Source organism: Zoogloea sp., from assembly GCF_041911615.1.
Taxonomy (GTDB): Bacteria; Pseudomonadota; Gammaproteobacteria; order Burkholderiales; family Rhodocyclaceae; genus Zoogloea.
In genome coordinates, this window is the sequence record NZ_JAYROR010000104.1 from 26529 (window position 1) to 47454 (window position 20926).

Consider the following 20926-nt stretch of genomic DNA (forward strand, 5'->3'; position numbering starts at 1 on the left):
CCGCAAAAAAAGCGTGCGTCTGAGTGCACAGCAAGCCTTGCGCCAGGTCGCCGATCCTTATGCTTCAAAGGCTTGGATCTGTTCTTCAACCTGTTTCGGGACATTTTGTCCATCCCCGGGACAGAATGTCCATCTGTGATGCAGCACCGCCCGATGACGGGTGGAAAGCCGCCGTCCCGGCTGTTCACTCCGGCCGGCGACGCCGCTATAGTCCGCCCCGCGGTCTGTGTACCGCCTGGACGTGTTTCACCTGGGTCGACGGCTGTCGGCCCGGAAAGTTGAGCCGGGGCCGTTCTCCCCGTTCCGGCTGCCGGCGTCGCGGCAACGCGCGCCTTTTGAGGAGCTGATGATGACTTCCGTGCCCTTTGCCCGGCGCGCGCTGCTGCGCGCCCTTGCCGCTTCCGCGCTGGCCGCCGCCGCCGGCCTTCCCCTCGCCGCCCAGGCCGACGACGTGCTGCGCGTCTCGGCGATTCCCGACGAGGCGCCCACCGAGCTGCAGCGCAAGTTCGCCCCGCTGGGCGCCTACCTGGAGCAGGAGATCGGCATGAAGGTCGTCTTCGTGCCGGTCACCGACTACGCCGCCGTGGTCGAGGCCCTCGCCACCCGCAAGCTCGACATGGCCTGGCTGGGTGGCTTCACCTTCGTGCAGGCCAAGATCCGCACCGGCGGCACCGCCGTGCCCCTGGTCCAGCGCGCCGAGGACGCCAAGTTCACCTCCCGCTTCATCACCGCCAACGACGGCATCAAGCGTTTCGCCGACCTCAAGGGCAAGACCTTCGCCTTCGGCGCGCCCTCCTCCACCTCGGGCCACCTGATGCCGCGTTACTTCCTCGGCCAGGAAGGCATCAACCCGGACACCGATTTCAAGACCGTCGCCTTCTCGGGCGCCCACGACGCCACCGTCGCCTTCGTGCAGGCCGGCAAGGTGGATGCCGGCGTGCTCAACGCCTCGGTGTGGGACAAGCTGGTCGAGCAGAAGAAAGTGGATACCAGCAAGGTGCGCGTCTTCGCCACCACCCCGCCCTACTTCGATTACAACTGGACGGTGCGCGGCGACCTCGATCCGAAGATCCAGGAGAAGCTCAAGCAGGCCTTCCTCAAGCTCGACCCGGCCAACCCGGCGCACCGTGAAATCATGGCGCTGCAGCGCGCCAGCAAGTTCATCCCCACCAAGGTGGAGAACTACAAGGGCATCGAAAGCGCGGCCCACGCCGCCGGCCTGCTGAAGTAAGCCCCGGCGGGACGGCCCGCGCCGTCCCCGCAAGGCTGCACGAGGATCACCATGGGTTTCTCCCTCGAAGGCGTCGGCCTGGTCCACGCCAACGGTTTTCGCGCGCTCGACGACCTGCGCCTGCACATCGCGCCCGGCGAGCGGGTGGCGCTGATCGGCGCGTCGGGCGCCGGCAAGACCACCCTGCTGCGAGTGCTCGGCGCCGCGCTGCGCCCCACCGAGGGGCGTCTGCGCCTGCTCGACGTGGAACCGTGGACGGCCTCGCCGTCCCGGCTGCGGCGCCTGCGCGCGCGCATCGGGCTGGTGCACCAGGCGCCGCCGATCCCGCTGCGCCAGCGGGTGGTCACCGCGGTGCTGGCCGGCCGGCTGGGCCACTGGCCGCTGTGGAAGGCGGTCGCCTCGCTGGTGTGGCCGGCGGACCCGGCGGGGGCCCGCGCGGCGCTCGCCCGCCTCGACCTGGCCGACAAGCTCTACGCCCGCTGCGACCGTCTCTCCGGCGGCCAGCTCCAGCGGGTGGCGCTGGCCCGCGTGCTGTACCAGCAGCCCGACCTGATCCTCGCCGACGAGCCGGTATCGGCGCTCGATCCGGCGCTCTCCGAGCTTACCGTGGCGCTGCTCAACGACGACGCCCGCGCCCGCGGCGCCACGCTGGTGGCGAGCCTGCACGCGGTGGAGCTGGCCCTGCGACATTTCCCGCGGGTGGTCGGGGTGAAGGACGGCCGGGTCTTCTTCGACCTGCCCGCTGCCCGCGTCACCGACGTCCAGCTGCGCGAGCTCTACGCTGCCGAGGGGGGCTTGCCGCCCGCGGGCGGGCCCACCGCGCCGGCGTCCGCCCCCGCCGGCGAGCTGCCGCCCCTGCGCTGCGCATGAGCCGCTCCGGTCCCGCCACCGCCGCGCCGCCGCGCGACCCGGCCGCCCTGCCCCGCCTGGGCTGGACGCTGGTGGCGCTGGTACTGCTGTGGCCGCTGCTGCGCCTCGCCGATTTTCGGCCGGCGGCGCTGTTCGACGACGGCAACCTGGGCGCGATGGGACATTTCGTCGGTGGCTTCCTGCCGCCCGAAACCTCGCCGGATTTCCTCGCCCTGCTCGGCCGCGCCACCGTCGAGACCCTCGCGATGGCCACCGCCGGCATCGCCCTGGCGGTGTTGTTGGCGGTACCGCTGGGCCTGGTGCTGACCCGCAGCCTGTCGGTGTCGCGCCTGGGGCCGGGGCGCGGGGGCGGGCTCGGAGGGGGCGTGCGGCTCGTCGCGCGGGTGCTGCTGGCGGTGCTGCGCGGGGTGCCGGAGCTGGTGTGGGCGCTGCTCTTCGTGCGGGTCTTCGGGCTCGGCGCGGCGGCCGGCGTGCTGGCGCTGGGCATCACCTACGGCGGGATGCTCGGCAAGGTGTACGGCGAAATCCTCGAATCCGCCGACGCGCGCCCGGCGCGGGCCTTGCTCGAGGCGGGCAGCGGGCGGCTCGCGGCGCTGTGCTACGGCCTGCTGCCCACCGCCGCCCAGGAGCTGGTGTCCTACACCGTGTATCGCTGGGAATGCGCGGTGCGCGCCTCGGTGGTGATGGGCTTCGTCGGCGCCGGCGGCCTCGGTCAGCTGATGGACCAGTCCATGAAGATGCTCAACGGCGGCGAGGCGGCCACCATCCTCGCCACCTTCCTGGCCCTGGTGGTGGCGGCCGACGCCCTGTCGGAACACCTGCGGCGGAGGCTGGCGTGAGGCTTCATCTTGAAGAAAGATGGATTTTCAATTCGATCATCGTTTCTTGCGATGATCTGGCGGAGGCCGGACGATGAGGGCCGGCGTCTCGCCGAGCGGGCTGCTGAGCGTCGTCGCCGTGCTGGCGGCGGTGGTGGCGAGCTTCGCGTTCCTCGACATGCCGCTCGGCGCGTTGTTTTCGGGCGGCGCCGCGGACGAGGCGGTGGCCTTCGTGCGGCGCTTCTTCCCGCCCGCGCTGGCACCGGCTTTCCTCGCCAAGGTGGGCGGAGCGGCGCTTGAGACGCTGGCGATCTCGCTGCTCAGCACCGTGCTGGCGGTCGGCGGCGGCGCGCTGCTGGCGCTGCCCGCGTCGGGTCGCCACGGGCGGCTGGGGCGTGGCGTGGCGCGCTTCGCGCTGAACCTGCTGCGCTCGGTGCCGGAACTGGTGTGGGCGACGCTGATGGTGCTGGCGGCCGGCCTCGGCCCCTTCGCCGGCACCTTGGCGCTGGCGCTGCATACCACCGGTGTGCTGGGCCGGCTGTTTGCCGAGGCGCTGGAGAACGCCCCTCCGGCGCCGGCCGAGGCGCTCGCGGCGGGGGGTGCGCCGGCGCTGGCGGGCTTCCTGTACGGCACGCTGCCGCAGGTGGCGCCCCAGTGGCTGGCCTACGCGCTGTACCGCTGGGAGATGAACATCCGCATGGCGGCGATCCTCGGTTTCGTCGGTGCCGGCGGGCTGGGCGCCCTGCTCTACTACAGCCTGTCGCTGTTCCACGAGGCCGAGGCGAGCACCGCGATCCTGGCGATGCTGGTGCTCGCCATCGCGGTCGATGGCGCCAGCGCGTGGCTGCGGCGTCGGATGGGCTGAGTCGCGTCGGCCCTTGACGGGGGCGCCGGCTTGGTCAATCTTCGGGGTCTGGCGGGTTGCGCCGCCGCTTTCGCCCGATTCTTCACCGGACCCGTTCAGATGGCCGCCTTTCGTCCCGTCGCCCCCCTTGCCGGAGGATTCCGCTGATGCTGTGGGAAGCCCTCGGCGCCGCCCGCGATCTGGGCCGCGTCCATGACATCGCGGCGGTGCTGATCCGCTACGGCTTCGGCGATCTCGTCCAGCGCCTGGGCATGGCGCACGCGCTGGAGCGCGCCGGCAAGGCGCTGCACTGGCACGGCCAGGCGCAACTGCTCCACCTCGACCCGGCCCAGCGGGTGCGCCAGGCGCTGGAGGCGCTGGGGCCGACTTTCGTCAAGCTCGGGCAGATCCTCGCCACCCGCGCCGACCTCTTCCCGCCCGAGTGGATCGCCGAGTTCGGCATGTTGCAGGACGCGGCGCCGGCGGTGCCCTTCGAGGCGATCCGCGCCCAGCTCGCCGAAGACCTGGGCGAGGCGCCGGAAGCCGTGTTTGCCGAACTCGACACCACGCCGCTGGCGGCGGCGAGCCTCGCCCAGGTGCATCGCGCGCGCCTGGCCGACGGCAGCCCGGTGGTGCTCAAGATCCGTCGCCCCGGCATCCGCCCGGTGATCGAGGCCGACCTGCGCCTGCTGGCGCGCCTGGCCGAGATCATGGAGGCCGAGGCGCCTGACCTGCGCCGCTACCGGCCCCGCGAGGTGGTGCGCGAGTTTGCCCATTCGCTGCGCCGCGAGCTGGATTTTTCGGCCGAGGGGCGCAACGCCGAGCGCATCGCCGCGAGCTTTGCCGACCACCCGGAGATCGTCGTGCCGCGCATCCACTGGCAGTGGACGGGCGAGCGGCTCAACGTGCAGGATTTCGTCGAGGGGCTGCCGGGGCGCGCGGTGGCCGACCTGCCGGCCGGCTTCGACCGCCGCCTGCTGGCCCGGCGCGGTGCCGACGCGGTGCTCAAGATGATGCTGGAGGACGGCTTCTTCCACGCCGACCCGCACCAGGGCAACGTGTTCTACCTGCCCGGCAATCGCCTCGCCTTCATCGACTTCGGCATGGTCGGGCGCCTGCCCGAGACGCGTCGCTACCAGGTGGCTGCGCTGATGCACGGCCTGGTGGACCGCGACTCGCGGCGCGTCACCGACGTGCTGCTCGACTGGAGCGGCGAAGCGGAGGGCGACGGCGAGGCGCTGCGCGCCGAGATCGAGCGCTTCGTGGACGAGTACCACGGGGTGGCCCTCAAGCAGCTCGATTTCGGTGCGATGCTGGGCGACGTGGTCACCATCCTGCGCGAGCACGGCCTGGCCCTGCCGCCCGATCTGGCGCTGATGATCAAGGCCTTCATCACCCTCGAGGGTCTGGGCCGCCAGCTCGACCCGGATTTCGACATCGCCGCCGAGGCCGCGCCCTTCCTGCGCACCGTGTTGCTGGCCCACCACGCGCCGGACGCCATCGCCCGGCGCGGCTGGCGGGGGCTGCTGGGGGCGGTGGATCTGCTCGCCGGCCTGCCCCGGGACCTGGGCCGCCTGCTGCGCACCGCGCGCCGCGGCAGCCTCCGCGTGGAGGTGGACGTGCCGCCGCTCAAGGCCTTCGGTGACCAGCTCGACCGCGCGGCGAGCCGCCTGACGATGGGCATCGTGACCGCGGCGCTGATCGTCGGCTCGTCGATCGCACTCACGGTGCATCGCGGCGATTCGGTGTCGCTGTTCGGGCTGCTGGGTTTCGTGGCGGCGGTGATCGGCGGCCTGTGGGTGCTGCTGTCGGTGTGGCGCGGGGGGCGCTAGCGCTTCAGGCGCCGTGGTAGAACAGGTAGCCGATGACGATGGCGCCGATCAGCCCGACGAAATCGGCGATCAGCCCGCAGGCCACCGCGTAGCGGGTGCGGGTGATGTTCACGCTGCCGAAGTACACCGCCAGCACGTAGAAGGTGGTTTCCGTCGAGCCCTGGATGATCGCCGCCAGCCGGCCCTGGAAGGAATCGACGCCGTAGGTGCGCATCACGTCCACCATCAGCCCGCGGGCGCCGCTGCCGGACAAGGTCTTCATCAGCCCCACCGGCAGCGCCGGCACGAAGTCGGCGTCGAGGCCGAGGGCCAGCACGGCGTTGCGGATCGCCCCGACGAGGTAATCCATGCAGCCGCTGGTGCGGAAGATCGAGATCGCCGCGAGCATCGCGATGAGGTAGGGGACGATCTGCACCGCCACCCCGAAGCCTTCCTTGGCGCCGTCGACGAAACTCTCGTACACGTCCACGCCGCGCAGCGCCGCCACGCCCACGAAGAGCGCGATGATCGATACCACGATGCCGCTGCCCAGCAGCCCGATCAGCTGGGCCATCTGCGCCGGCGGCAGCGGGGCGAGCCAGGCGTAGAGCCCGCCCATGAGCGCCGCGAAGCCGCCGAAGCAGGCCAGCACCGGTGCGCTCAGCAGGTTGATGCGCTGCCACGCGGCCACCGCCACCAGCCCGGCGGTGAAGGAGACGAAGGTGGACAGCAGCGTCGGCAGGAAGATGTCCGCCGCGTTGAAGCCGGCGATGCCCTGCTGCACGGCCATGCTCTGGCGGATCGCGATGACCGAGGTGGGGATCAGCGTGATGCCCGCGGTGTTGAGCACCAGGAACATGATCATCGGGTTGCTGGCGGTGTCCTTCTGCGGGTTGAGTTCCTGCAGCTCGCGCATCGCCTTGAGGCCCAGCGGGGTGGCGGCGTTGTCGAGCCCCAGCAGGTTGGCGCTGGCGTTCATCACGATGCTGCCGGCAGCCGGGTGGCCCGGCGGGATCTCGGGGAAGATGCGCCGGAAGAACGGCGCCACCAGCCGTCCGAAAAGCGGGATGAGGCCGCCGCGCTCGCCGATCTTCATGATGCCGAGCCACAGGCTCATCACCCCGGTGAGGCCGAGTGCGATGTCGAACCCGGTCTTCGCGGTGTCGAACAGCCCGCCGAGGAGGCGCGAGAACAGGTCCAGGTCGCCCTGCGCGGTCTGCACCACGGCGGCGGCGAAACCCACGAGGACGAAGGCGATCCAGATCCGGTTGAGCACGGTGGGCGGGCCGTTACGAAGAGGCGAAAAGTCTAGCGGCGCGGCGCCGGGCTGTCATCGCCGCGGCAGGTCCCACGGGCCCTGCAGGCGGGCGTAGGCGTCGTCGGGCAGTTGCACGAGGCGCGGCTGGCGGGCGCCGTCGAGCCAGCGGGCGATCTCGAACATGTCGTCCCGGCCCAGGGCGGTGCATCCGGCGGTGGGGGTGGTGGGCGATTCCCAGACGTGCAGGAACACGCACGAGCCGGCGCCGGGGTGCGCCGGCGCGTGGTTGTGCGCCACCACCGCGCCGATCTCGTAGCGGGCGTCGGCGCGCAGCATGTCCTCGCAGCTCGACCAGTCGGGCGTCTGGTCGGCGGCGTCCACGAGGCAGTTGTAGTGGCGCGAGGCGGGGTCGTCCACGCACTTGAGGCCCGGCCGTGCGGTGACGTAGGGCAGGCGGAAACGGCCATCGTCGGCCCCGTAGCCGAACAGCCCGGTGAGCGCGAAGATCCCGGCCGGCGCGCGTCCGTCGCCTTCGCGCTTGGCCGCGCCGGCCATCGCCGGATGCAGTCCACGTCCCCAGGCCAGCCCCGCGCGGCCGAGCGTCGCCGGCATCTCGGGGCCGACTGCCTGCCAGGTGTCGCCGGCGGCGCGCGCGTAGCGCTGCAGACGGGCGGTGGTGGCGGACCAGGACGGGGCGAGGACGAGGAGGAGCTGGGAGGACATGGGGTGCGGAGCGGGGCTCGCCGCGTGGGCCAGGGGCGGGTTGGATTTTGCTGAGCATCGCCCTGCAGCGCGAATGGCGGCCGGGGCCGCCATTCGTCGTCACGCGCTGTGGTGTGGATTCAGCGTGGGCGGCGGCGCGTCATCGCCATGCCGGCCGCACCGAGGCCCAGCAGCGCCATCGTTGCGGGTTCGGGGGCCGGGTTGGGCGGCGCGGGCTCGTTGATGTAGAAATTGTCCATGCCGAAGCAGTAGGCATTGGTCGATGAAAAGGTCACCGAGGTGACGGCGTCGAAATGGGCGTCGAGATAGAGCCGGGCGACGCCGTCCCCGGTGCCGCCGCTGTAATCGAAATCGAACCCCCAGTCGGAACTCGGCAGTCTGACCGAATAGCCGTTGTTGGTGCTGATGTAGCTTTGTTCGGTGCCCGAAGCCTGCCCGCCGCCCGTGATGGTGTTCGAGGTGAGGTCGATGTAGTTCAGGTCGAACGTCGAGCCGTCGAGCGCGGTGATCGTCATGGCCTGCACGTCCGTCAGCCAGTGGGCGTGCACGACGGCGTTGTGGATGGTGGTTCCATCCGGACGAAATCCGATGGCGTAGTAGTTGCCGATGATGCCGGTACCACCGATGAAGTCGTAGCGGAATCCGCCCTGGTCGTAGTAATCGACCGAGTAATAGATATTGGTGTTGTCGGTCACGACGTTGGTGCCGTCGGACAAATGGGCGATACCCCCCGTGAAGTCGATCACCACCGCGTGCGCGCTGCCGGCAAGCGCAAGACCGGCCAGCACACCGAGTGTCATTTTTCTGGCAAGCATTTCAATCCCCCTGATCATAAAAAGCAGACATGAGATTCGTTGCGAATTTCATGCGCGTACTTCAGAAGCAAGAAAAACACGATCCAGTCAGCACGACTGGCTGCTCTGTCGGAATTGCCAAAAAATACGGTTGTTGCTTTTTTTATGCGGATGGATTTTTTGCTCGCGGCATGAACCGGGCGGTCGCGACCACGGCGTGTGCTCGTCTCGTTGAAGGCGATTGGAAGCGCCCTGCGCCGATTATCCTCCCGGATTTTACAGGTCACAACATGTTGACATGCGGCCGCGCGGTGTCGTCGGCGCGGCCGCGGCCGGCGGGTTTCAGGCGCCGAACCAGCTTTCCACCTTGTCGCGGCCGGGCACGCCGCCGGCATGGACGACCTGGCCGTCGATGACCACGCCGGGCGTGGCGAGGACGCCGTAGCCGACGATGGCGGCCATGTCCTCGACCTTTTCCAGGGCGATCGCTTCGCCCCTGGCGTGGGCGACGGCTTCGATCAGGGCGACGGTGCTGCGGCAGTTGGCGCAGCCGGTGCCCAGTACTTTGATCTGCTTCATGACGTTCTCCTCGGATTAGAGCAGCAGGTTGAAGACATAGCCCACCAGCAGGATGCCGGTGGCGACGACCCCGGCGAAGGTGGCGATGAGGCGCGGCTTGAGCGCCTTGCGCAGGATGATCATCTCGGGCGCCGACAGGGCGATCACGCTCATCATGAAGGCGAGCACGGTGCCGAGGGCGGCGCCCTTGCCGATCAGCGCCTCGACGATGGGGATGATGCCGGCGGCGTTGGTGTACATCGGCACGCCCAGCAGCACGGCGGCGGGCACCGCCCACCACACGTCGCGGCCCATGAACGAGGCCATGAAATCTTCCGGCACGTAGCCGTGGATGCCCGCGCCGACCGCGATGCCGGCCAGGACGTAGGGCCACACCTTGCCGAAGATCTGCCGGACGTGGTCGCGCCCGGCCTCGAAGCGGGCCACCCAGCCGGGGGTGTCGTGGGCGCCGGCGGCGCGCTGGCCGGCGAGGATCTGGCGTACCCAGTCCTCGAGGTGGGCTTCCATCCTGAGCTGACCGATCACCAGCCCCGAGACGATCGCCACCGCGAGGCCGAGGGCGAGGTAGAGCGCCGCCACCCGCCAGCCGAACATGCCGAACAGCAGCGCCAGGGCGACTTCGTTGACCATCGGGGCGGCGATCAGGAAGGAAAAGGTGACCCCCAGCGGCACGCCCGCCGACAGGAAGCCGATGAACAGCGGCACCGCCGAGCACGAGCAGAACGGCGTGACGATGCCGAGGCTGGCGGCCAGCACGTTGCCCACGCCGGTGCGCCGCCCGGCCAGCAGGGCGCGGGTGCGCTCCGGGGCGAAGAAGGTCTGCACGATGCCCATCACGAACACGACGCCGAGCAGCAGCAGCAGCACCTTGGGCGTGTCGTAGAAGAAGAAATGCACGGCTTCGCCCAGCCGGGTGTCGCGGGTGAGGCCGAGCCGGGCGATCACCGCGTCGGCGAAGGCGGTGAGGTGGCCGTAGGCCAGCCACCAGGCCGCCGCCGCCAGCACCACGGCAGCGAGCCAGCGGGGAAGCCGATCGTCGGTGGGGTGCAGGTGGGCGGTCATGGCGGATCTCCGGGCGGGGTCAGCGTGACTCGTACCAGCTGCGGGAGGCGTTGACCCCTTTGACCACCAGCAGCATGGCCGGCACTTCGATGAGCACGCCCACCACGGTGGCGAGCGCGGCGCCGGATTCGAAACCGAACAGGCTGATGGCCGCAGCCACCGCCAGCTCGAAGAAATTGCTCGCCCCGATGAGGGCCGACGGGCACGCCACCGCGTGCTGCTCGCCCACCGCGCGGTTGAGCCCGTAGGCCAGCGCGGCGTTGAAGAACACCTGGATCAGGATCGGCACCGCCAGCAGGGCGATGACCAGCGGCTGGCGCAGGATGGCTTCGCCCTGGAAGGCGAACAGCAGCACCAGGGTGGCGAGCAGCGCGGCGATGGACCAGGGGCCGATGCGGGCCATGGCGGCCTCGAAGGCGGCTGGCCCGCGGGCCAGCAGGGCGCGGCGCCACGCCTGGGCGAGGATCACCGGGATCACGATGTAGAGCAGCACCGAGGCGAGCAGCGTGGCCCACGGTACGGTGATCGACGAGATGCCCAGCAGCAGCGCGACGATCGGCGCGAAGGCGAACACCATGATGCTGTCGTTGAGCGCGACCTGGGACAGGGTGAACAGCGGGTCGCCCCCGGAGAGGCGGCTCCAGACGAAGACCATCGCGGTGCACGGCGCCGCGGCGAGCAGGATGAGGCCGGCGATGTAGCTGTCGAGCTGGTCGGCGGGCAGCAGCGGGGCGAACAGGTTGCGCACGAAGAGCCAGCCCAGCAGCGCCATCGAGAATGGCTTGACCAGCCAGTTCACGAACAGCGTGACGCCGATGCCGCGCAGATGCTGGCGCACTTCGTGGAGGGCGCCGAAATCGACCTTGACCAGCATCGGGACGATCATCACCCAGATCAGCAGGCCCACCGGCAGGTTCACCTGGGCGATCTCGAGCCGGCCGACGGCCCGGAACAGGCCGGGGGCGAGCTGGCCGAGGGCGATGCCGGCGACGATGCACAGGCCCACCCACAGGGTGAGGTAGCGCTCGAAGACGCTCATCGGTGCGGGGACGGCGCGATCACAGGCTTGGGTCATCGTCGCACCTCACAGGCCGAGGGCGTCGCGCACGGCCGGCACGAGGCGGGCGCGGATGTCGTCGCGCACCGCCACGAAGCGGTCCAGGGGCGCGCCGTGGGGGTCGGGGAAGGCGACGTGAATGCGCTTGACGGCCCGCGGGAAGACCGGGCAGTGCTCTCGGGCGTTGTCGCAGACGCTGACCACCAGGTCGATGGGCTCGTCGAGCACCGCGTCGAGGGTCTTGGGGTGCAGGCCCGCGGTGGGCAGCCCGGCCAGGGTGAGGGCCTCGATGGCGCCGGCGGCCACGCGGGGCTGCGGCGCGGTGCCCGCCGAGAGGGCGCGCACGCGGCCGGCGAGGTCGTGGTTGAGAATGGCTTCGCCCATCTGGGAGCGGCAGGCGTTGCCGGTGCACAGCACCAGCACGGTGAAGGGAGTGGTCATGGGGTGGGCTTTCCGGCCAGGGCGCGGCGTTTCTCGGTGGTGTCGCAACAGGCCGTCCGGGGCAGGCAGGCCGCGCCCTGGCAGCAGTTGCGGGTGAGGAAGGCGATCAGCTCGTCCATCGTGGCGTAGCCGGCGGTGTAGCGGATGAACCGGCTCTCCCGCGCGCCGCTGATCAGCCCGACCCGGCTCAGGTGCGCCAGGTGGAAGGAGAGGGTGGCGGGCGCCATCCCCAGCGCTTCGCCGATGGCGCTGGCGTTGAGGCCGTCGGGCCCGGCTTCGATGAGCAGGCGGAACACGGCGAGGCGCGATTCGTGGCCGAGGGCGGCGAGCAGTTCGGCGGCATTGAGCGTTTCCATATTTCAAGTATTGTCGAAATATACGGATTCGTCCAGTGACAGTTCGGTGACAGCCGACCCGGTGGGCCCCCCGGCGCGATGTCGGCGGACGTGGGCTTAGCGCTGCTGCAGGATGTTGACCCCCGCGGGCAGATCGTCGGCGTCCACGTAGCCGATGGCGCCCGGATTGGCGCGGACGTATTCGATCACCTCGGCGCGGGTGCGCAGCTCTTTGGGCGGCGAACCGAGCCCGACGAAGCGGCGGACCGTCCAGTAGCCGGTGTAGTGCTCTTCGTCCTGGCCCAGGAAGCTGGTGAGGAAGCGGGTCCGGACGGGGTGGCCGGTGGGCAGATTGACCGGGGTGACCGGGATGCCACGGATCTCGACCACCTTGCCGGTGTAGAGGCGCCGGATGAGGCCGAGGTCGGTCTTCGGCAGTGCTTCGTGGCCGATGAGGGCGATGCCGTCGGCAACCGCCGAGGGGGCGGCGAGCAGCAGCAGGAGCAGCAGCGGAATGGTGCGTGCGTGCATGTCTCGCGCCATCAGAAGACGAAGCTGTAGGAGAGCGACAGCACGTTGAAGCGCTGCTTGCTCACGTCTTCGTTGGCCGGGGTGTCCACCAGGCTCGAGGCGACGCCCACGCGGGTCTGGCTCCATTCGGCCTTGATCTTGCTGGTGGGGGTGAGGGCGTAGGCGCTGCCGATGCTCCAGGTGTATTGATCGTAGGCGCCGAAGGCGTCGGCGCCGGATTTCTGCATCGCGGTGATGAAGCCGGTGGGGTCGGCGCTGGCCGGCACGCTGGGGTTGTTGAACGCGCGGTACAGATCGAGCGCGGTGCCGTTGGAGCGCAGCCGGGCGTGATAGACGTAGGGCGTCCATCTGCCGACCTGCTTGCGCAGGGCGAGGTAGCCGCCGGTGGAATTGAAGCCGCCGGGAACGTCCAGCGTGCGGCGCTGGACGAGCTCGCCGGCGAGGCGGTAGCCGTTGCCGATGCCCACGTCGGCCCCCAGCATCAGCGCCCGCAGGCGTGAGTCGCGCGTGTCGTGGGGGCCACCGGGAATCACGCTGTAGTAGCTGACGCCGGGGGCAGGGGTTTCGAGGGTCGGAACCACCCAGTCGCCGGTGGGCCGCAGCGTGTCGCTGGCCATGTAGTAGGCGAGCTTGTAGACGTCGTCGTCGTTGCGATAGGCGAGCGCGAGACCGCGAATCGTCAGGGTGAGGGGCAGGTAGTAGGCGCCGGCTGGCTCGACGCCCAGGTAGCTGGTGCGGAAGTACTGGCGCCAGTAGCCGTTGTTGCGGCCCCAGTAGGCGTCGAGGCTGATGTCGCCACTGCCGGCGGTCCAGGTCTTGGTGGCCGATCCGCCGGTGAAATCGACGATGGAGGTGAGGTAATAGACTTCGGCGGGCAGGCGGGCGTAGTCGAAGGTGGCGCCCACGTCCATGTTTTCGGCGTTGAGATAGCCGGGGATACGCAGCTTGCCGACGCGGAACTGCCAGTCGTTGCTCGGCCGCCACGAAATGAAGGCCCACGCGAGCGTGGTGTCCCACTGGACGTCGGAGGCCACGGCGGGGGCGAAGCGGCCCTGCAGCGTGGCGCCCCATTCGGGGGTGAAGCGGATGTCCAGTTGGGCGCCGAACACGCTGTCACGGTTGAAGCCGCCGTTGTCGTCGATGTTGCGCTGGTAGACGAAGGGGTGATCCGAGCGGGCGTAGCCCACCGTGCCGAACACCGCGGTGGCGTAATCGACGGCGCGAGCCGGCCCCGACACGGCGAGGACGGCGGTGATCAGCAGGAGGACGCGTGGGTGTCGCATGGCGTGCGGAGCTCGGGCGGCTAAGGCGATCGTCGCCAGAATGGCATGGAACCGAATCGTATCAGCCGCGCGGGGGGGCGAACGGATCGGGGTGCGTGGGTTCGATCCAGCGGGCGGCGAAGCCCGGTGCGGTGGGGGCGTCGGCGTAGCGGGCCTCGCTGCGCAGGCGGATGGTGAAGCAGGCGCCTTCGCCGTGGCGGCTGGCGACGTCGATACGGCCGCCGTAGCGTTCGACGATGGCGTAGCTGATCGACAGGCCGAGGCCGGTGCCGGAGCCCTTCTTGGTGGTGAAGAAGGGGTCGAAGATGCGCGACAGGTCTTCGGCGGCGATGCCGTGGCCGGTGTCGCAGACCTCGATGGCGGCGCCGGCGGGCCGGCCGTCCTCGTGCCAGTCGCGGGTGGCGATGGTGAGGCGGCCGCCGTCGGGCATGGCCTGGATGGCGTTGACGATGAGGTTGATGAGCACCTGCTGGAGTTCGCCGAGGTTGACCTCGACGCGGCAGGTGGCGGCGTTGTCCACGGCCACCTCGATGCGCCGGCGGTCGAGGTTGTGGCGGGTCAGCACGAGGCAGTCGGCGATCACCTGGGCCGGGTCGACCCCTTCGGCGTAGCCGGCGAATTCGCCCGGCCGGGCGAACTGCAGCAGCTTGGTGACGATCAGCCAGATGCGGTGGGTCTGCGCGTGGATCAGGCGGATCTCCTCCTTCACCGGCGCGGCGGCGGGGCCGAGGATCTCCTGCAGCACGTCGAGGTTGCCCTGGATGACGGCCACCGGGTTGTTGATCTCGTGGGCGACGCCGGCGGTGAGCTCGCCGATGGCGGCGAGTTTTTCGGTCATCGCCAGGTGGCGGCGGGCCTGGTCGAGGGTGGCGTTGGCGGCTTCCAGTTCGCGGGTGCGTTCGGCCACCTTGCGGTCGAGTTCGTCGCCCCAGCGCTGCAGCTCCATGCGGCGGGCGGCGAGGCTGTCGAGGAGCTGGTCGAAGGCGTCGGCGAGCTGGCCGATCTCGTCGCGGCTGGCCACCTGGCCGACGCGGGCGTCGTGGTCGCCGCCGCCCACGCGGCGGATCGTGGCGCTGAGCCGCTCCAGCGGCTTGAACACGCTGCGCGCCCAGTTGAGCGACAGCACGGCGCCGGCCACGCTGACGCCGATGAAGATCGCGAACAGGGCCAGCAGCGCGCCGCGCATGGCGCCGCTGAAGGGCGCTTCGAGGAAGCCCACGTAGAGCATCCCGACCCGTTCGCCGAAGCTGTCGACCACCGGCTCGTAGCCGGAGACGTAGTCGTCGTTGACCACGAAGGCGGTATCGAGCCACACCTTGCCTTTGCCCAGCACGTGGTCGCGCACCACCTGCGAGGCGCGGGTGCCGAGGGCCCGTTCGCCGGCGAAGAGGCGCACGTTGGTGGCGATGCGGGTGTCGCCGAGGAACAGGGTGGCGGTGCCTTTGCTGCCCAGGGGCAGGGTGCCGTCGCGGTAGATGATGGCGTTGAGGCGGTCGACGAGATCGGTGTTGCCGTTGAGCAGCACGCCGCCCTCGAGCACCGCCACGGTGCGGTGGGCTTCGTCCTGCACCGGGGTGGCGGCGTGGATCAGCAGGCCGCGGGTTTCCTCGCTGCGGCTGTCGGGGGCGGCGTTGGGGGTGGGGACCAGGGCGAGGCGGGCGCGGCGCGACAGGCCGCGGTCGATGGCCGCCAGATGGCCGGCGTCGAAGACGTCCACCGCGGTGCCCGGCGTGCCGGCGACGGCGGCGCCGACGACCGGCCAGCGGTTGCGTTCGGCGTAGGCGCCGGTGGCGGACAGGGCGGTGCTGGCGGCGGCGGCGCGCAGGCGGCCGCGGGCGTCGAGGAGGAACAGGAAATCCAGCCCGGCCTGCTGGCGGGCGTCTTCGAGATCGCGGGCGAGGGCGTCCGGCGGGCCGGCCAGGGCGCGGGCCAGGCGCTGGCTGCGGGCGGCGGCGTCCAGGTCGACGCCGACGTTGTGGCGCATCCGGGCGAAGTATTCGTGGGCGGTGACGAGGTCGGAGCCGACCTTGTAATTGACCAGGCGGTGGTAGCCCTCGTTGCCCCACAGCCAGACCAGGCCGAGCAGGATCGGCACGCCGAGCAGCAGCGGCGCCAGCACCATCGCCAGCAGCTTGGCGCGCACGGAACGGCGCAGGCGTCCGGCGAGGCGGAGGCTCATGGGCGGCGGGCCGGCATGGGGGTCAGGCCAGGCCCCATTCGACGGCCTTGCGGTCGAGGGTCTTGCGCGAGACGCCGAGCAGCGCGGCGGCGCGGGCGCGGTTGCCGCCGCACTGTTCGAGCACGGCGAGGATGTGGCGCTTCTCGACTTCGGCCAGCGACAGGGGAAGCGGGTCGGCGAAGCCGGCCGCCTCGCCGGTGGCGGGCAGGCCGCCGAGGATCAGCGCGCGCTCGACGAGGTTGCGCAGCTCGCGCACGTTGCCGGGCCAGGCGTAGGCCGACAGGCGCGCGAGATCGGCCGGGGTGAGCGGCAGCGGCGGCAGGCCGAGACGGGTGGACAGCTGGGCGTTGAAGTGGCCGGCGAGTTCGGCGATGTCTTCGCGGCGCTCGCGCAGGGGCGGGATCGCGACGGTGACCACTTCGAGGCGGTAGAACAGATCCTGGCGGAAGCGCCCGGCGGCGACCTCGGCGCGCAGGTCGCGGTTGGTGGCGGCGACGACGCGCACGTCCACCGGCACTTCGGCCTCGCTGCCGATGGGGCGGATGCGGCGTTCCTCGAGCACCCGCAGCAGCTTGGTCTGCAGCGCCAGCGGCAGCTCGCCGATCTCGTCGAGGAACAGGGTGCCGCCGTTGGCGTAGTGGAACAGGCCGCGGCGTGCCTCGCGGGCGCCGGTGAAGGCGCCGCGGACGTGGCCGAAGAGTTCGCTTTCCATCAGCTCGGCGGACACCGCGGCGCAGTTGAGGGCGACGAAGGAGCGCTCGGCGCGGGGGCTGATCTGGTGCAGCGCGCGGGCGGCGACTTCCTTGCCGACGCCGGATTCGCCGAGGATCAGCACCGTCGATGGCATCGGCGCGACGCGGCGGATCAGGTCGGAGAGCCGGTGCATGGCCTCGGAGTGGCCGACCAGCCCGTCCACCTGGCCGCCCAGGCCGTCCACCTGGCGCTGCAGGACGAAGTTCTCGCGGTCGAGGCGGGCGCGCTCGAAGCAGCGCTGCAGCGAGTTGACGATCTGGTCGACGCGGAAGGGCTTGAGGACGAAATCGGAGGCGCCGGCGCGCAGGGCGTCGATGGCGGTCTCGATGTCGGCGAAGGCGGTGATGAGGATCACGTCGCCGGCAAAACCGGCGTTCTTGAGGCTGCGCAGCCATTCCATGCCGGAGCGGCCGGGCAGCGCGATGTCGAGGACGATGGCGTCGAAGTGGTGTTCGGCGAGGCGGTCGGCGCCTTCCTCGGCCGATCCGGCCACATCCACCCGACAGCCGCGGGCCTGCAGGGCGCGCTGCAGGAAGTTGCGCACGCCGGCTTCGTCGTCGACGACGAGCACGGCGTAGTCGGCCCAGGCGGGCTCGCGGGAGGCAGAGGCGGGGGCGGGCGTGGCGTCGGCGGGACGGGCGTTCATGCGGCGGATTTAACCACGCGGCGGGGCCGAGCGGCAGCCCGTCGCCCCGCCCGCGCGCCGCTCAGGGGCGCTGGCGGTGGGCGAGGTAGTCGGACTGGAAGACGGCCATCCGGAACACGTCGCGGTACACGCCATCGACGAAGAATTCGTGGCGCAGCAGGCCTTCCTCGGTGAAGCCGAGTTTCTTGTAGACGCCGATGGCGCGCACGTTCTCGCAGTCGACGATCAGCGACAGCTTGTAGAGGTTGAGCACGGTGAAGGCGTAGTCCATCGCCAGCCGGGTGGCGGTGGTGGCGTAGTGGTTACCCTGGTGTTCGGGGGCGATGATGATCTGGAACTCGGCGCGGCGGTGGATGTGGTTGATCTCGACCAGCTCGACGAGGCCGACGCGAACCTTGTCGCGTTCGACGATGAAGCGCCGCTCGCTCTGGTCGTGGATGTGCTTGTCGTAGAGGTCGGCGAGCTCGACGAAGGCCTCGTAGGGCTCTTCGAACCAGTAGTGCATCACCGTTTCGTTGTTGTCGAGTTCGTGGACGAAGCGCAGGTCTTCGCGTTCGAGGGGGCGCAGGCGCAGGATGGGGCTCATGACGGGTCCGGGGCGGGGGCGGTTCGAGGGCGGGCGCGGGCGGATGCGCCGCGCCCTTCCGATGGACCGGGGGCGCCGCCGGGAAGTTCGCCGATGCGGCGGCGCGCGCCTCAGGTGAGCACGTAATCGACCACCGGCGGCGGCGTGCCGACGGGCGCATCGCCGGTCAGCTCGCACACCGTCAGCTCGATGCCGTGGCACATGGCGTCGAGGGCGAGATCGTTGGGTTCCTCGCCGAAGGGTTCCTCGATCTGCTCGCCGATCACGTCGAGGGCCAGGTAGGTGTAGGCGATGAAGGGGCCGATCAGCACCGTCAGCCAGCCGATGGTGGTGGCGAGGCCCACCGGCAGGGCCAGGCAGTAGATCATCACCGTGCGGTTCATCAGCACCCGGTAGGTGTAGGGGATCGGGGTGTTGGCGATGCGCTCGCAGGCGCCCGAGGCTTCGGTGAGCAGGTTGAGGTTGCGGTCCATCGAGTGCTGCTGGATGTCGCTGATGAGCCCCGCCTGGCGCGCCGCGGCGAGCTCCTCGGCGAGGCGCAGGAGCAGCAGCGACGGGCCGAAGCGCGCGGCGCAGACCCGTTCGAGGGTGGCGGCGTCGAGCCGGCCGGCGAGTTCGGCGCGCGGGTCGGTGCCGCGCAGCTGGTGCTTGAGGGCGAACACGAAGGCCACCAGGAGACGGGTGAAGCGGCGGTGCAGTTCGGTCTGGCCAGGGGCGAAGCTGACGATCTCGCGGGTCAGTGAGCGGGCGCCGATCAGCAGCGCCCCCCACTGCTTGCGCGCCTCCCAGAAGCGCTCGTAGCTCACCGAGTTGCGAAAGCCGAGAAAGATCGCCAGCGCGATGCCCATCAGCGTGAACGGCGGGATCGACAGCGCCGACTCGGGATGGATGCGCATCCACCAGCCCCGGCCGAGCACGCTCAGCACCGACACCGCCGACACCAGCAGCAAGCGCGTGACGATGTAGGGCAGCACCGAGCCGCGCCAGACGAACAGCAGCCGGAACCAGTGCAGGTGGGGACGGACGATCATGGGCGGCGCTCGCGACGAAACCCGCCATTCTGCCGTGTCGCCGGGGATTTCCCTAGCGTCGGTGGGGAGAAGGCGGGCGGTCGAAAAATCCATCAAAAAGTGAACGACGTATAAAAATAAACGACGTACAATTTATTCACCGGGCCGGGTGCGCCGCGACACCGCCCGGCCTCACGCGAAAGGACATTCGATGACCGATCCGACCCTGCCCGGTCGCCGCGAACGCAAGCGCCAGCAACTGCTCGACCACCTGGCCGACACCGCCTGGGCGCTGTTCGAGGCGGATGGCTACGAGGCGGTGACGATGGAGCGCATCGCCGCCGCCGCCGACGTGGCGAAGGCCACGCTGTACAAGCATTTTCCGGTCAAGGAGGCGCTCCTGCGCCACCGCTTCCACCGGGAGCTGCGCCTGGTGTGGCCGGTGATCCAGGCCGAGCTGGCGCAACTGGCGCCGGGGCGCGAGCGGCTGGCGCACTTCCTGGCGCGTCAGGCGGACTGGTGCGAGCGGCAGCGCGCTTACCTGCTGCACTACGTGCGCCACCGCCTGGCGACGCTCGACCTGCTCGACGATGGCCGCGAGCGCAGCGGCATGGACCAGATCTTCACCGCGCTGATCGCCGACGGCCAGGCGGCCGGCGCGTTCCGTCGCGACCTGCCGGCCGCGCAACTGGCGATCCACTTCCAGTTTGTCCACCTGGCCACGCTGCTGCGCTGGCTGGGCGGCAGCGGACGGCCCCTCGACGAGGAGATGACGACGATGCTCGATCTGACCTGTAACGGCCTGGGCGTGCGGCCATGAGCGCCTCCCACGACACCGCCGACTGGCTGGTGGACGCCGCGGACGCGGCACGGGCCGGCGCCGGACACGTCGGCGGCAAGGGCTTCCACCTCGGTCTGCTCGCTGGATACGGGCTGCCGGTGGCGGATTTCTTCGTGATCGCCGCGCCGTGCAGCCGGCACCGCGCGGCAGGGGGGCCGGCTGCACTGCGGGCGGGCCTGGGCGAGGCGCTGGCGGCCCGCGGCTGGCTCGACACGCCGCTCGCGGTGCGCTCGTCGGCGGTCGGAGAGGACGCGGCGGGCGCCTCGTTCGCGGGGATCTACCGCTCCTGCCTCAACGTGCGCGGCGTCGACGCGCTGGTGGCGGCGGTGGGCGAGGTGTGGGCGTCCCTCGACACGCCGGCGGCGGCGGCCTACCGGCAGCGCCTCGGGCTCACCGGCGAGGCGGCGATGGCGGTGGTGGTGATGCCGCTGCTGGCGGCCGAGGCGTCGGGCATCGCGTTCACCTGCGATCCGGCCAGCGGCCGCGAGGACCGGCTGGTGATCCACGCCCATTGGGGCCTCGGCGAGACCCTGGTCGGCGGCGAGACCGACGGCGACGAATACGTCTTCGCCGAGGACAGCACGGACGTCTGGCGCCTCGCCGCGTCGCGCCGTGGCCGCAAGGCGACGATGAGCGTGCCGGCGGCATCCGGCGGCACCGCGCGGGTGCCGGTGGCGCCGGCGCGGGCGTCCGCTCCGGTGCTGGACACGACGCGCGCCGAGGCGCTCGCCGCGCTGCTGCGGGACGCGGCGGTGGCGCTGGATTTCAGTGCGCCGCAGCACGATCTGGAATGGGTCTGGGACGGCCGCGATTTCTGGCTGACCCAGGCCCGTCCGGTGACCCGGCGGCCCCACCGCACCTACCCGGCGCTGCAAGGCCGCCCAGCGGTGTGGACCCGCGGCAACACCTGCGAGGTGATGCCCGAGCCGCTCTCGCCGATGGACTGGAGCTTTTCGCGGCGCGGGGTGAACGATCTGCTCGAGGCGGGCTGGCGGATCGCCGGCTTTCCGCTGTTGCCCGGCGTGCAGCGGGCCGGGCTGTTCGAGGGTCGGCTCTACCTCGAGGCGACCATCCTGCAGTGGGAGGCATGGCAGGCGGTGGGGCTGGCGCCCGACGCCTTCAACGCGATCATGGGGGGCCATCAGCCGGCGCTGGACGTGCCGCCGGCGAGCTGGCGCGATCGCCTGCGCCACCTGGGCAACACCCTGCGTTACCTGCGCCGGGCGCCGGCCCTGCGGCGGCGCGGCGAGGCCGAGGTGGCGGCGGCGCTGGCC

At 70.7% G+C, this 20926-nt stretch carries 21 protein-coding genes; 7 read left to right on the forward strand and 14 right to left on the reverse strand.

The window, feature by feature from the left end; all coding sequences use genetic code 11:
- The first annotated feature begins 346 nt into the window (after window positions 1–346).
- The 5 genes from ACE3P2_RS13430 (at window position 347) to ACE3P2_RS13450 (ending at window position 5595) form a co-directional block, all read left to right on the forward strand.
- A complete protein-coding gene (locus ACE3P2_RS13430) occupies window positions 347–1231 on the forward strand; it encodes a putative selenate ABC transporter substrate-binding protein (protein WP_374265264.1) in 885 nt (294 codons plus the stop codon).
- 51 nt (window positions 1232–1282) lie between these two features.
- Window positions 1283–2101, forward strand: a complete 819-nt coding sequence (locus ACE3P2_RS13435) for a phosphonate ABC transporter ATP-binding protein (protein WP_374265266.1) — start codon at window positions 1283–1285, stop codon at window positions 2099–2101.
- Window positions 2098–2940 (forward strand): PhnE/PtxC family ABC transporter permease, encoded by an 843-nt coding sequence (locus ACE3P2_RS13440; protein ID WP_374265268.1) that lies wholly within the window; start codon window positions 2098–2100, stop codon window positions 2938–2940. The genes ACE3P2_RS13435 and ACE3P2_RS13440 overlap by 4 nt, the downstream gene beginning before the upstream one ends.
- Before the next feature lie 73 nt (window positions 2941–3013).
- Window positions 3014–3784 carry a phosphonate ABC transporter, permease protein PhnE gene (gene phnE / locus ACE3P2_RS13445; RefSeq protein WP_374265270.1) on the forward strand — a complete coding sequence of 257 codons (771 nt, stop codon included), beginning with the start codon at window positions 3014–3016 and terminating at the stop codon, window positions 3782–3784.
- Between the two features lie 146 nt (window positions 3785–3930).
- Window positions 3931–5595 carry an ABC1 kinase family protein gene (locus tag ACE3P2_RS13450; RefSeq protein WP_374265272.1) on the forward strand — a complete coding sequence of 555 codons (1665 nt, stop codon included), beginning with the start codon at window positions 3931–3933 and terminating at the stop codon, window positions 5593–5595.
- Between the two features lie 4 nt (window positions 5596–5599).
- On the opposite strand, the gene ACE3P2_RS13455 is transcribed toward ACE3P2_RS13450, so the two are convergent.
- From ACE3P2_RS13455 to ACE3P2_RS13520, 14 genes are all read right to left on the reverse strand, one after another.
- Window positions 5600–6850, reverse strand: a complete 1251-nt coding sequence (locus ACE3P2_RS13455) for a nucleoside recognition domain-containing protein (protein WP_374265274.1) — start codon at window positions 6848–6850, stop codon at window positions 5600–5602.
- Between the two features lie 54 nt (window positions 6851–6904).
- Window positions 6905–7555 carry a L,D-transpeptidase gene (locus ACE3P2_RS13460; RefSeq protein ID WP_374265276.1) on the reverse strand — a complete coding sequence of 217 codons (651 nt, stop codon included), beginning with the start codon at window positions 7553–7555 and terminating at the stop codon, window positions 6905–6907.
- Window positions 7556–7674: 119 nt separating this feature from the next.
- On the reverse strand, window positions 7675–8370 hold the full coding sequence (locus ACE3P2_RS13465; protein WP_374265278.1) for a PEP-CTERM sorting domain-containing protein: 696 nt from the start codon (window positions 8368–8370) through the stop codon (window positions 7675–7677).
- 321 nt (window positions 8371–8691) lie between these two features.
- Complete coding sequence (locus ACE3P2_RS13470; RefSeq protein ID WP_374265280.1) at window positions 8692–8928, reverse strand: thioredoxin family protein; 237 nt, start codon at window positions 8926–8928, stop codon at window positions 8692–8694.
- A 15-nt stretch (window positions 8929–8943) separates the two neighbouring features.
- Window positions 8944–9990 carry a permease gene (locus ACE3P2_RS13475; RefSeq protein WP_374265282.1) on the reverse strand — a complete coding sequence of 349 codons (1047 nt, stop codon included), beginning with the start codon at window positions 9988–9990 and terminating at the stop codon, window positions 8944–8946.
- 19 nt (window positions 9991–10009) lie between these two features.
- On the reverse strand, window positions 10010–11065 hold the full coding sequence (arsB, locus tag ACE3P2_RS13480; RefSeq protein ID WP_374265284.1) for an ACR3 family arsenite efflux transporter: 1056 nt from the start codon (window positions 11063–11065) through the stop codon (window positions 10010–10012).
- A 9-nt stretch (window positions 11066–11074) separates the two neighbouring features.
- Window positions 11075–11488 (reverse strand): arsenate reductase ArsC, encoded by a 414-nt coding sequence (locus ACE3P2_RS13485; RefSeq protein WP_374265286.1) that lies wholly within the window; start codon window positions 11486–11488, stop codon window positions 11075–11077.
- On the reverse strand, window positions 11485–11844 hold the full coding sequence (locus ACE3P2_RS13490) for an ArsR/SmtB family transcription factor (RefSeq protein WP_374265288.1): 360 nt from the start codon (window positions 11842–11844) through the stop codon (window positions 11485–11487). The genes ACE3P2_RS13485 and ACE3P2_RS13490 overlap by 4 nt, the downstream gene beginning before the upstream one ends.
- A 96-nt stretch (window positions 11845–11940) precedes the next feature.
- Window positions 11941–12354, reverse strand: a complete 414-nt coding sequence (locus tag ACE3P2_RS13495) for a hypothetical protein (RefSeq protein ID WP_374265290.1) — start codon at window positions 12352–12354, stop codon at window positions 11941–11943.
- An 11-nt stretch (window positions 12355–12365) separates the two neighbouring features.
- A complete protein-coding gene (locus tag ACE3P2_RS13500; protein ID WP_374265292.1) occupies window positions 12366–13637 on the reverse strand; it encodes a hypothetical protein in 1272 nt (423 codons plus the stop codon).
- Window positions 13638–13698: 61 nt separating this feature from the next.
- Window positions 13699–15816: a cache domain-containing protein gene (locus ACE3P2_RS13505; protein ID WP_374265294.1), complete on the reverse strand. Its 2118-nt coding sequence runs from the start codon at window positions 15814–15816 to the stop codon at window positions 13699–13701.
- A 22-nt stretch (window positions 15817–15838) separates the two neighbouring features.
- Window positions 15839–17215 (reverse strand): sigma-54-dependent transcriptional regulator, encoded by a 1377-nt coding sequence (locus tag ACE3P2_RS13510; protein WP_374265297.1) that lies wholly within the window; start codon window positions 17213–17215, stop codon window positions 15839–15841.
- A gap of 61 nt (window positions 17216–17276) precedes the next feature.
- Window positions 17277–17801 carry a spermidine N1-acetyltransferase gene (gene speG, locus ACE3P2_RS13515; RefSeq protein WP_374265299.1) on the reverse strand — a complete coding sequence of 175 codons (525 nt, stop codon included), beginning with the start codon at window positions 17799–17801 and terminating at the stop codon, window positions 17277–17279.
- A 110-nt stretch (window positions 17802–17911) separates the two neighbouring features.
- Entirely contained in the window at window positions 17912–18832 is a 921-nt protein-coding gene (locus tag ACE3P2_RS13520; protein ID WP_374265301.1) for a bestrophin family protein, read from the reverse strand.
- Window positions 18833–19022: 190 nt separating this feature from the next.
- Between ACE3P2_RS13520 and ACE3P2_RS13525 the strand changes: the two genes are divergently transcribed.
- Complete coding sequence (locus ACE3P2_RS13525; protein ID WP_374265303.1) at window positions 19023–19631, forward strand: TetR/AcrR family transcriptional regulator; 609 nt, start codon at window positions 19023–19025, stop codon at window positions 19629–19631.
- Window positions 19628–20926, forward strand: a 1299-nt coding sequence (locus tag ACE3P2_RS13530; RefSeq protein WP_374265305.1) for a PEP/pyruvate-binding domain-containing protein, incomplete at its 3' end; no start/stop codon positions are given. The genes ACE3P2_RS13525 and ACE3P2_RS13530, both read left to right, overlap by 4 nt.

What these genes read in the sequence shown, in the direction of transcription:
- ACE3P2_RS13430 (WP_374265264.1), top strand. Translation starts at nt 347, where the DNA reads ATGATGACTTCCGTGCCCTTTGCCCGGCGCGCGCTGCTGCGCGCCCTT.
- ACE3P2_RS13435 (WP_374265266.1), top strand. Translation starts at nt 1,283, where the DNA reads ATGGGTTTCTCCCTCGAAGGCGTCGGCCTGGTCCACGCCAACGGTTTT.
- ACE3P2_RS13440 (WP_374265268.1), top strand. Translation starts at nt 2,098, where the DNA reads ATGAGCCGCTCCGGTCCCGCCACCGCCGCGCCGCCGCGCGACCCGGCC.
- phnE (WP_374265270.1), top strand. Translation starts at nt 3,014, where the DNA reads ATGAGGGCCGGCGTCTCGCCGAGCGGGCTGCTGAGCGTCGTCGCCGTG.
- ACE3P2_RS13450 (WP_374265272.1), top strand. Translation starts at nt 3,931, where the DNA reads ATGCTGTGGGAAGCCCTCGGCGCCGCCCGCGATCTGGGCCGCGTCCAT.
- ACE3P2_RS13460 (WP_374265276.1), bottom strand. Translation starts at nt 7,555, where the DNA reads ATGTCCTCCCAGCTCCTCCTCGTCCTCGCCCCGTCCTGGTCCGCCACC.
- ACE3P2_RS13465 (WP_374265278.1), bottom strand. Translation starts at nt 8,370, where the DNA reads ATGCTTGCCAGAAAAATGACACTCGGTGTGCTGGCCGGTCTTGCGCTT.
- ACE3P2_RS13470 (WP_374265280.1), bottom strand. Translation starts at nt 8,928, where the DNA reads ATGAAGCAGATCAAAGTACTGGGCACCGGCTGCGCCAACTGCCGCAGC.
- ACE3P2_RS13475 (WP_374265282.1), bottom strand. Translation starts at nt 9,990, where the DNA reads ATGACCGCCCACCTGCACCCCACCGACGATCGGCTTCCCCGCTGGCTC.
- arsB (WP_374265284.1), bottom strand. Translation starts at nt 11,065, where the DNA reads ATGACCCAAGCCTGTGATCGCGCCGTCCCCGCACCGATGAGCGTCTTC.
- ACE3P2_RS13485 (WP_374265286.1), bottom strand. Translation starts at nt 11,488, where the DNA reads ATGACCACTCCCTTCACCGTGCTGGTGCTGTGCACCGGCAACGCCTGC.
- ACE3P2_RS13490 (WP_374265288.1), bottom strand. Translation starts at nt 11,844, where the DNA reads ATGGAAACGCTCAATGCCGCCGAACTGCTCGCCGCCCTCGGCCACGAA.
- ACE3P2_RS13495 (WP_374265290.1), bottom strand. Translation starts at nt 12,354, where the DNA reads ATGCACGCACGCACCATTCCGCTGCTGCTCCTGCTGCTGCTCGCCGCC.
- ACE3P2_RS13500 (WP_374265292.1), bottom strand. Translation starts at nt 13,637, where the DNA reads ATGCGACACCCACGCGTCCTCCTGCTGATCACCGCCGTCCTCGCCGTG.
- ACE3P2_RS13505 (WP_374265294.1), bottom strand. Translation starts at nt 15,816, where the DNA reads ATGAGCCTCCGCCTCGCCGGACGCCTGCGCCGTTCCGTGCGCGCCAAG.
- ACE3P2_RS13510 (WP_374265297.1), bottom strand. Translation starts at nt 17,215, where the DNA reads ATGAACGCCCGTCCCGCCGACGCCACGCCCGCCCCCGCCTCTGCCTCC.
- speG (WP_374265299.1), bottom strand. Translation starts at nt 17,801, where the DNA reads ATGAGCCCCATCCTGCGCCTGCGCCCCCTCGAACGCGAAGACCTGCGC.
- ACE3P2_RS13520 (WP_374265301.1), bottom strand. Translation starts at nt 18,832, where the DNA reads ATGATCGTCCGTCCCCACCTGCACTGGTTCCGGCTGCTGTTCGTCTGG.
- ACE3P2_RS13525 (WP_374265303.1), top strand. Translation starts at nt 19,023, where the DNA reads ATGACCGATCCGACCCTGCCCGGTCGCCGCGAACGCAAGCGCCAGCAA.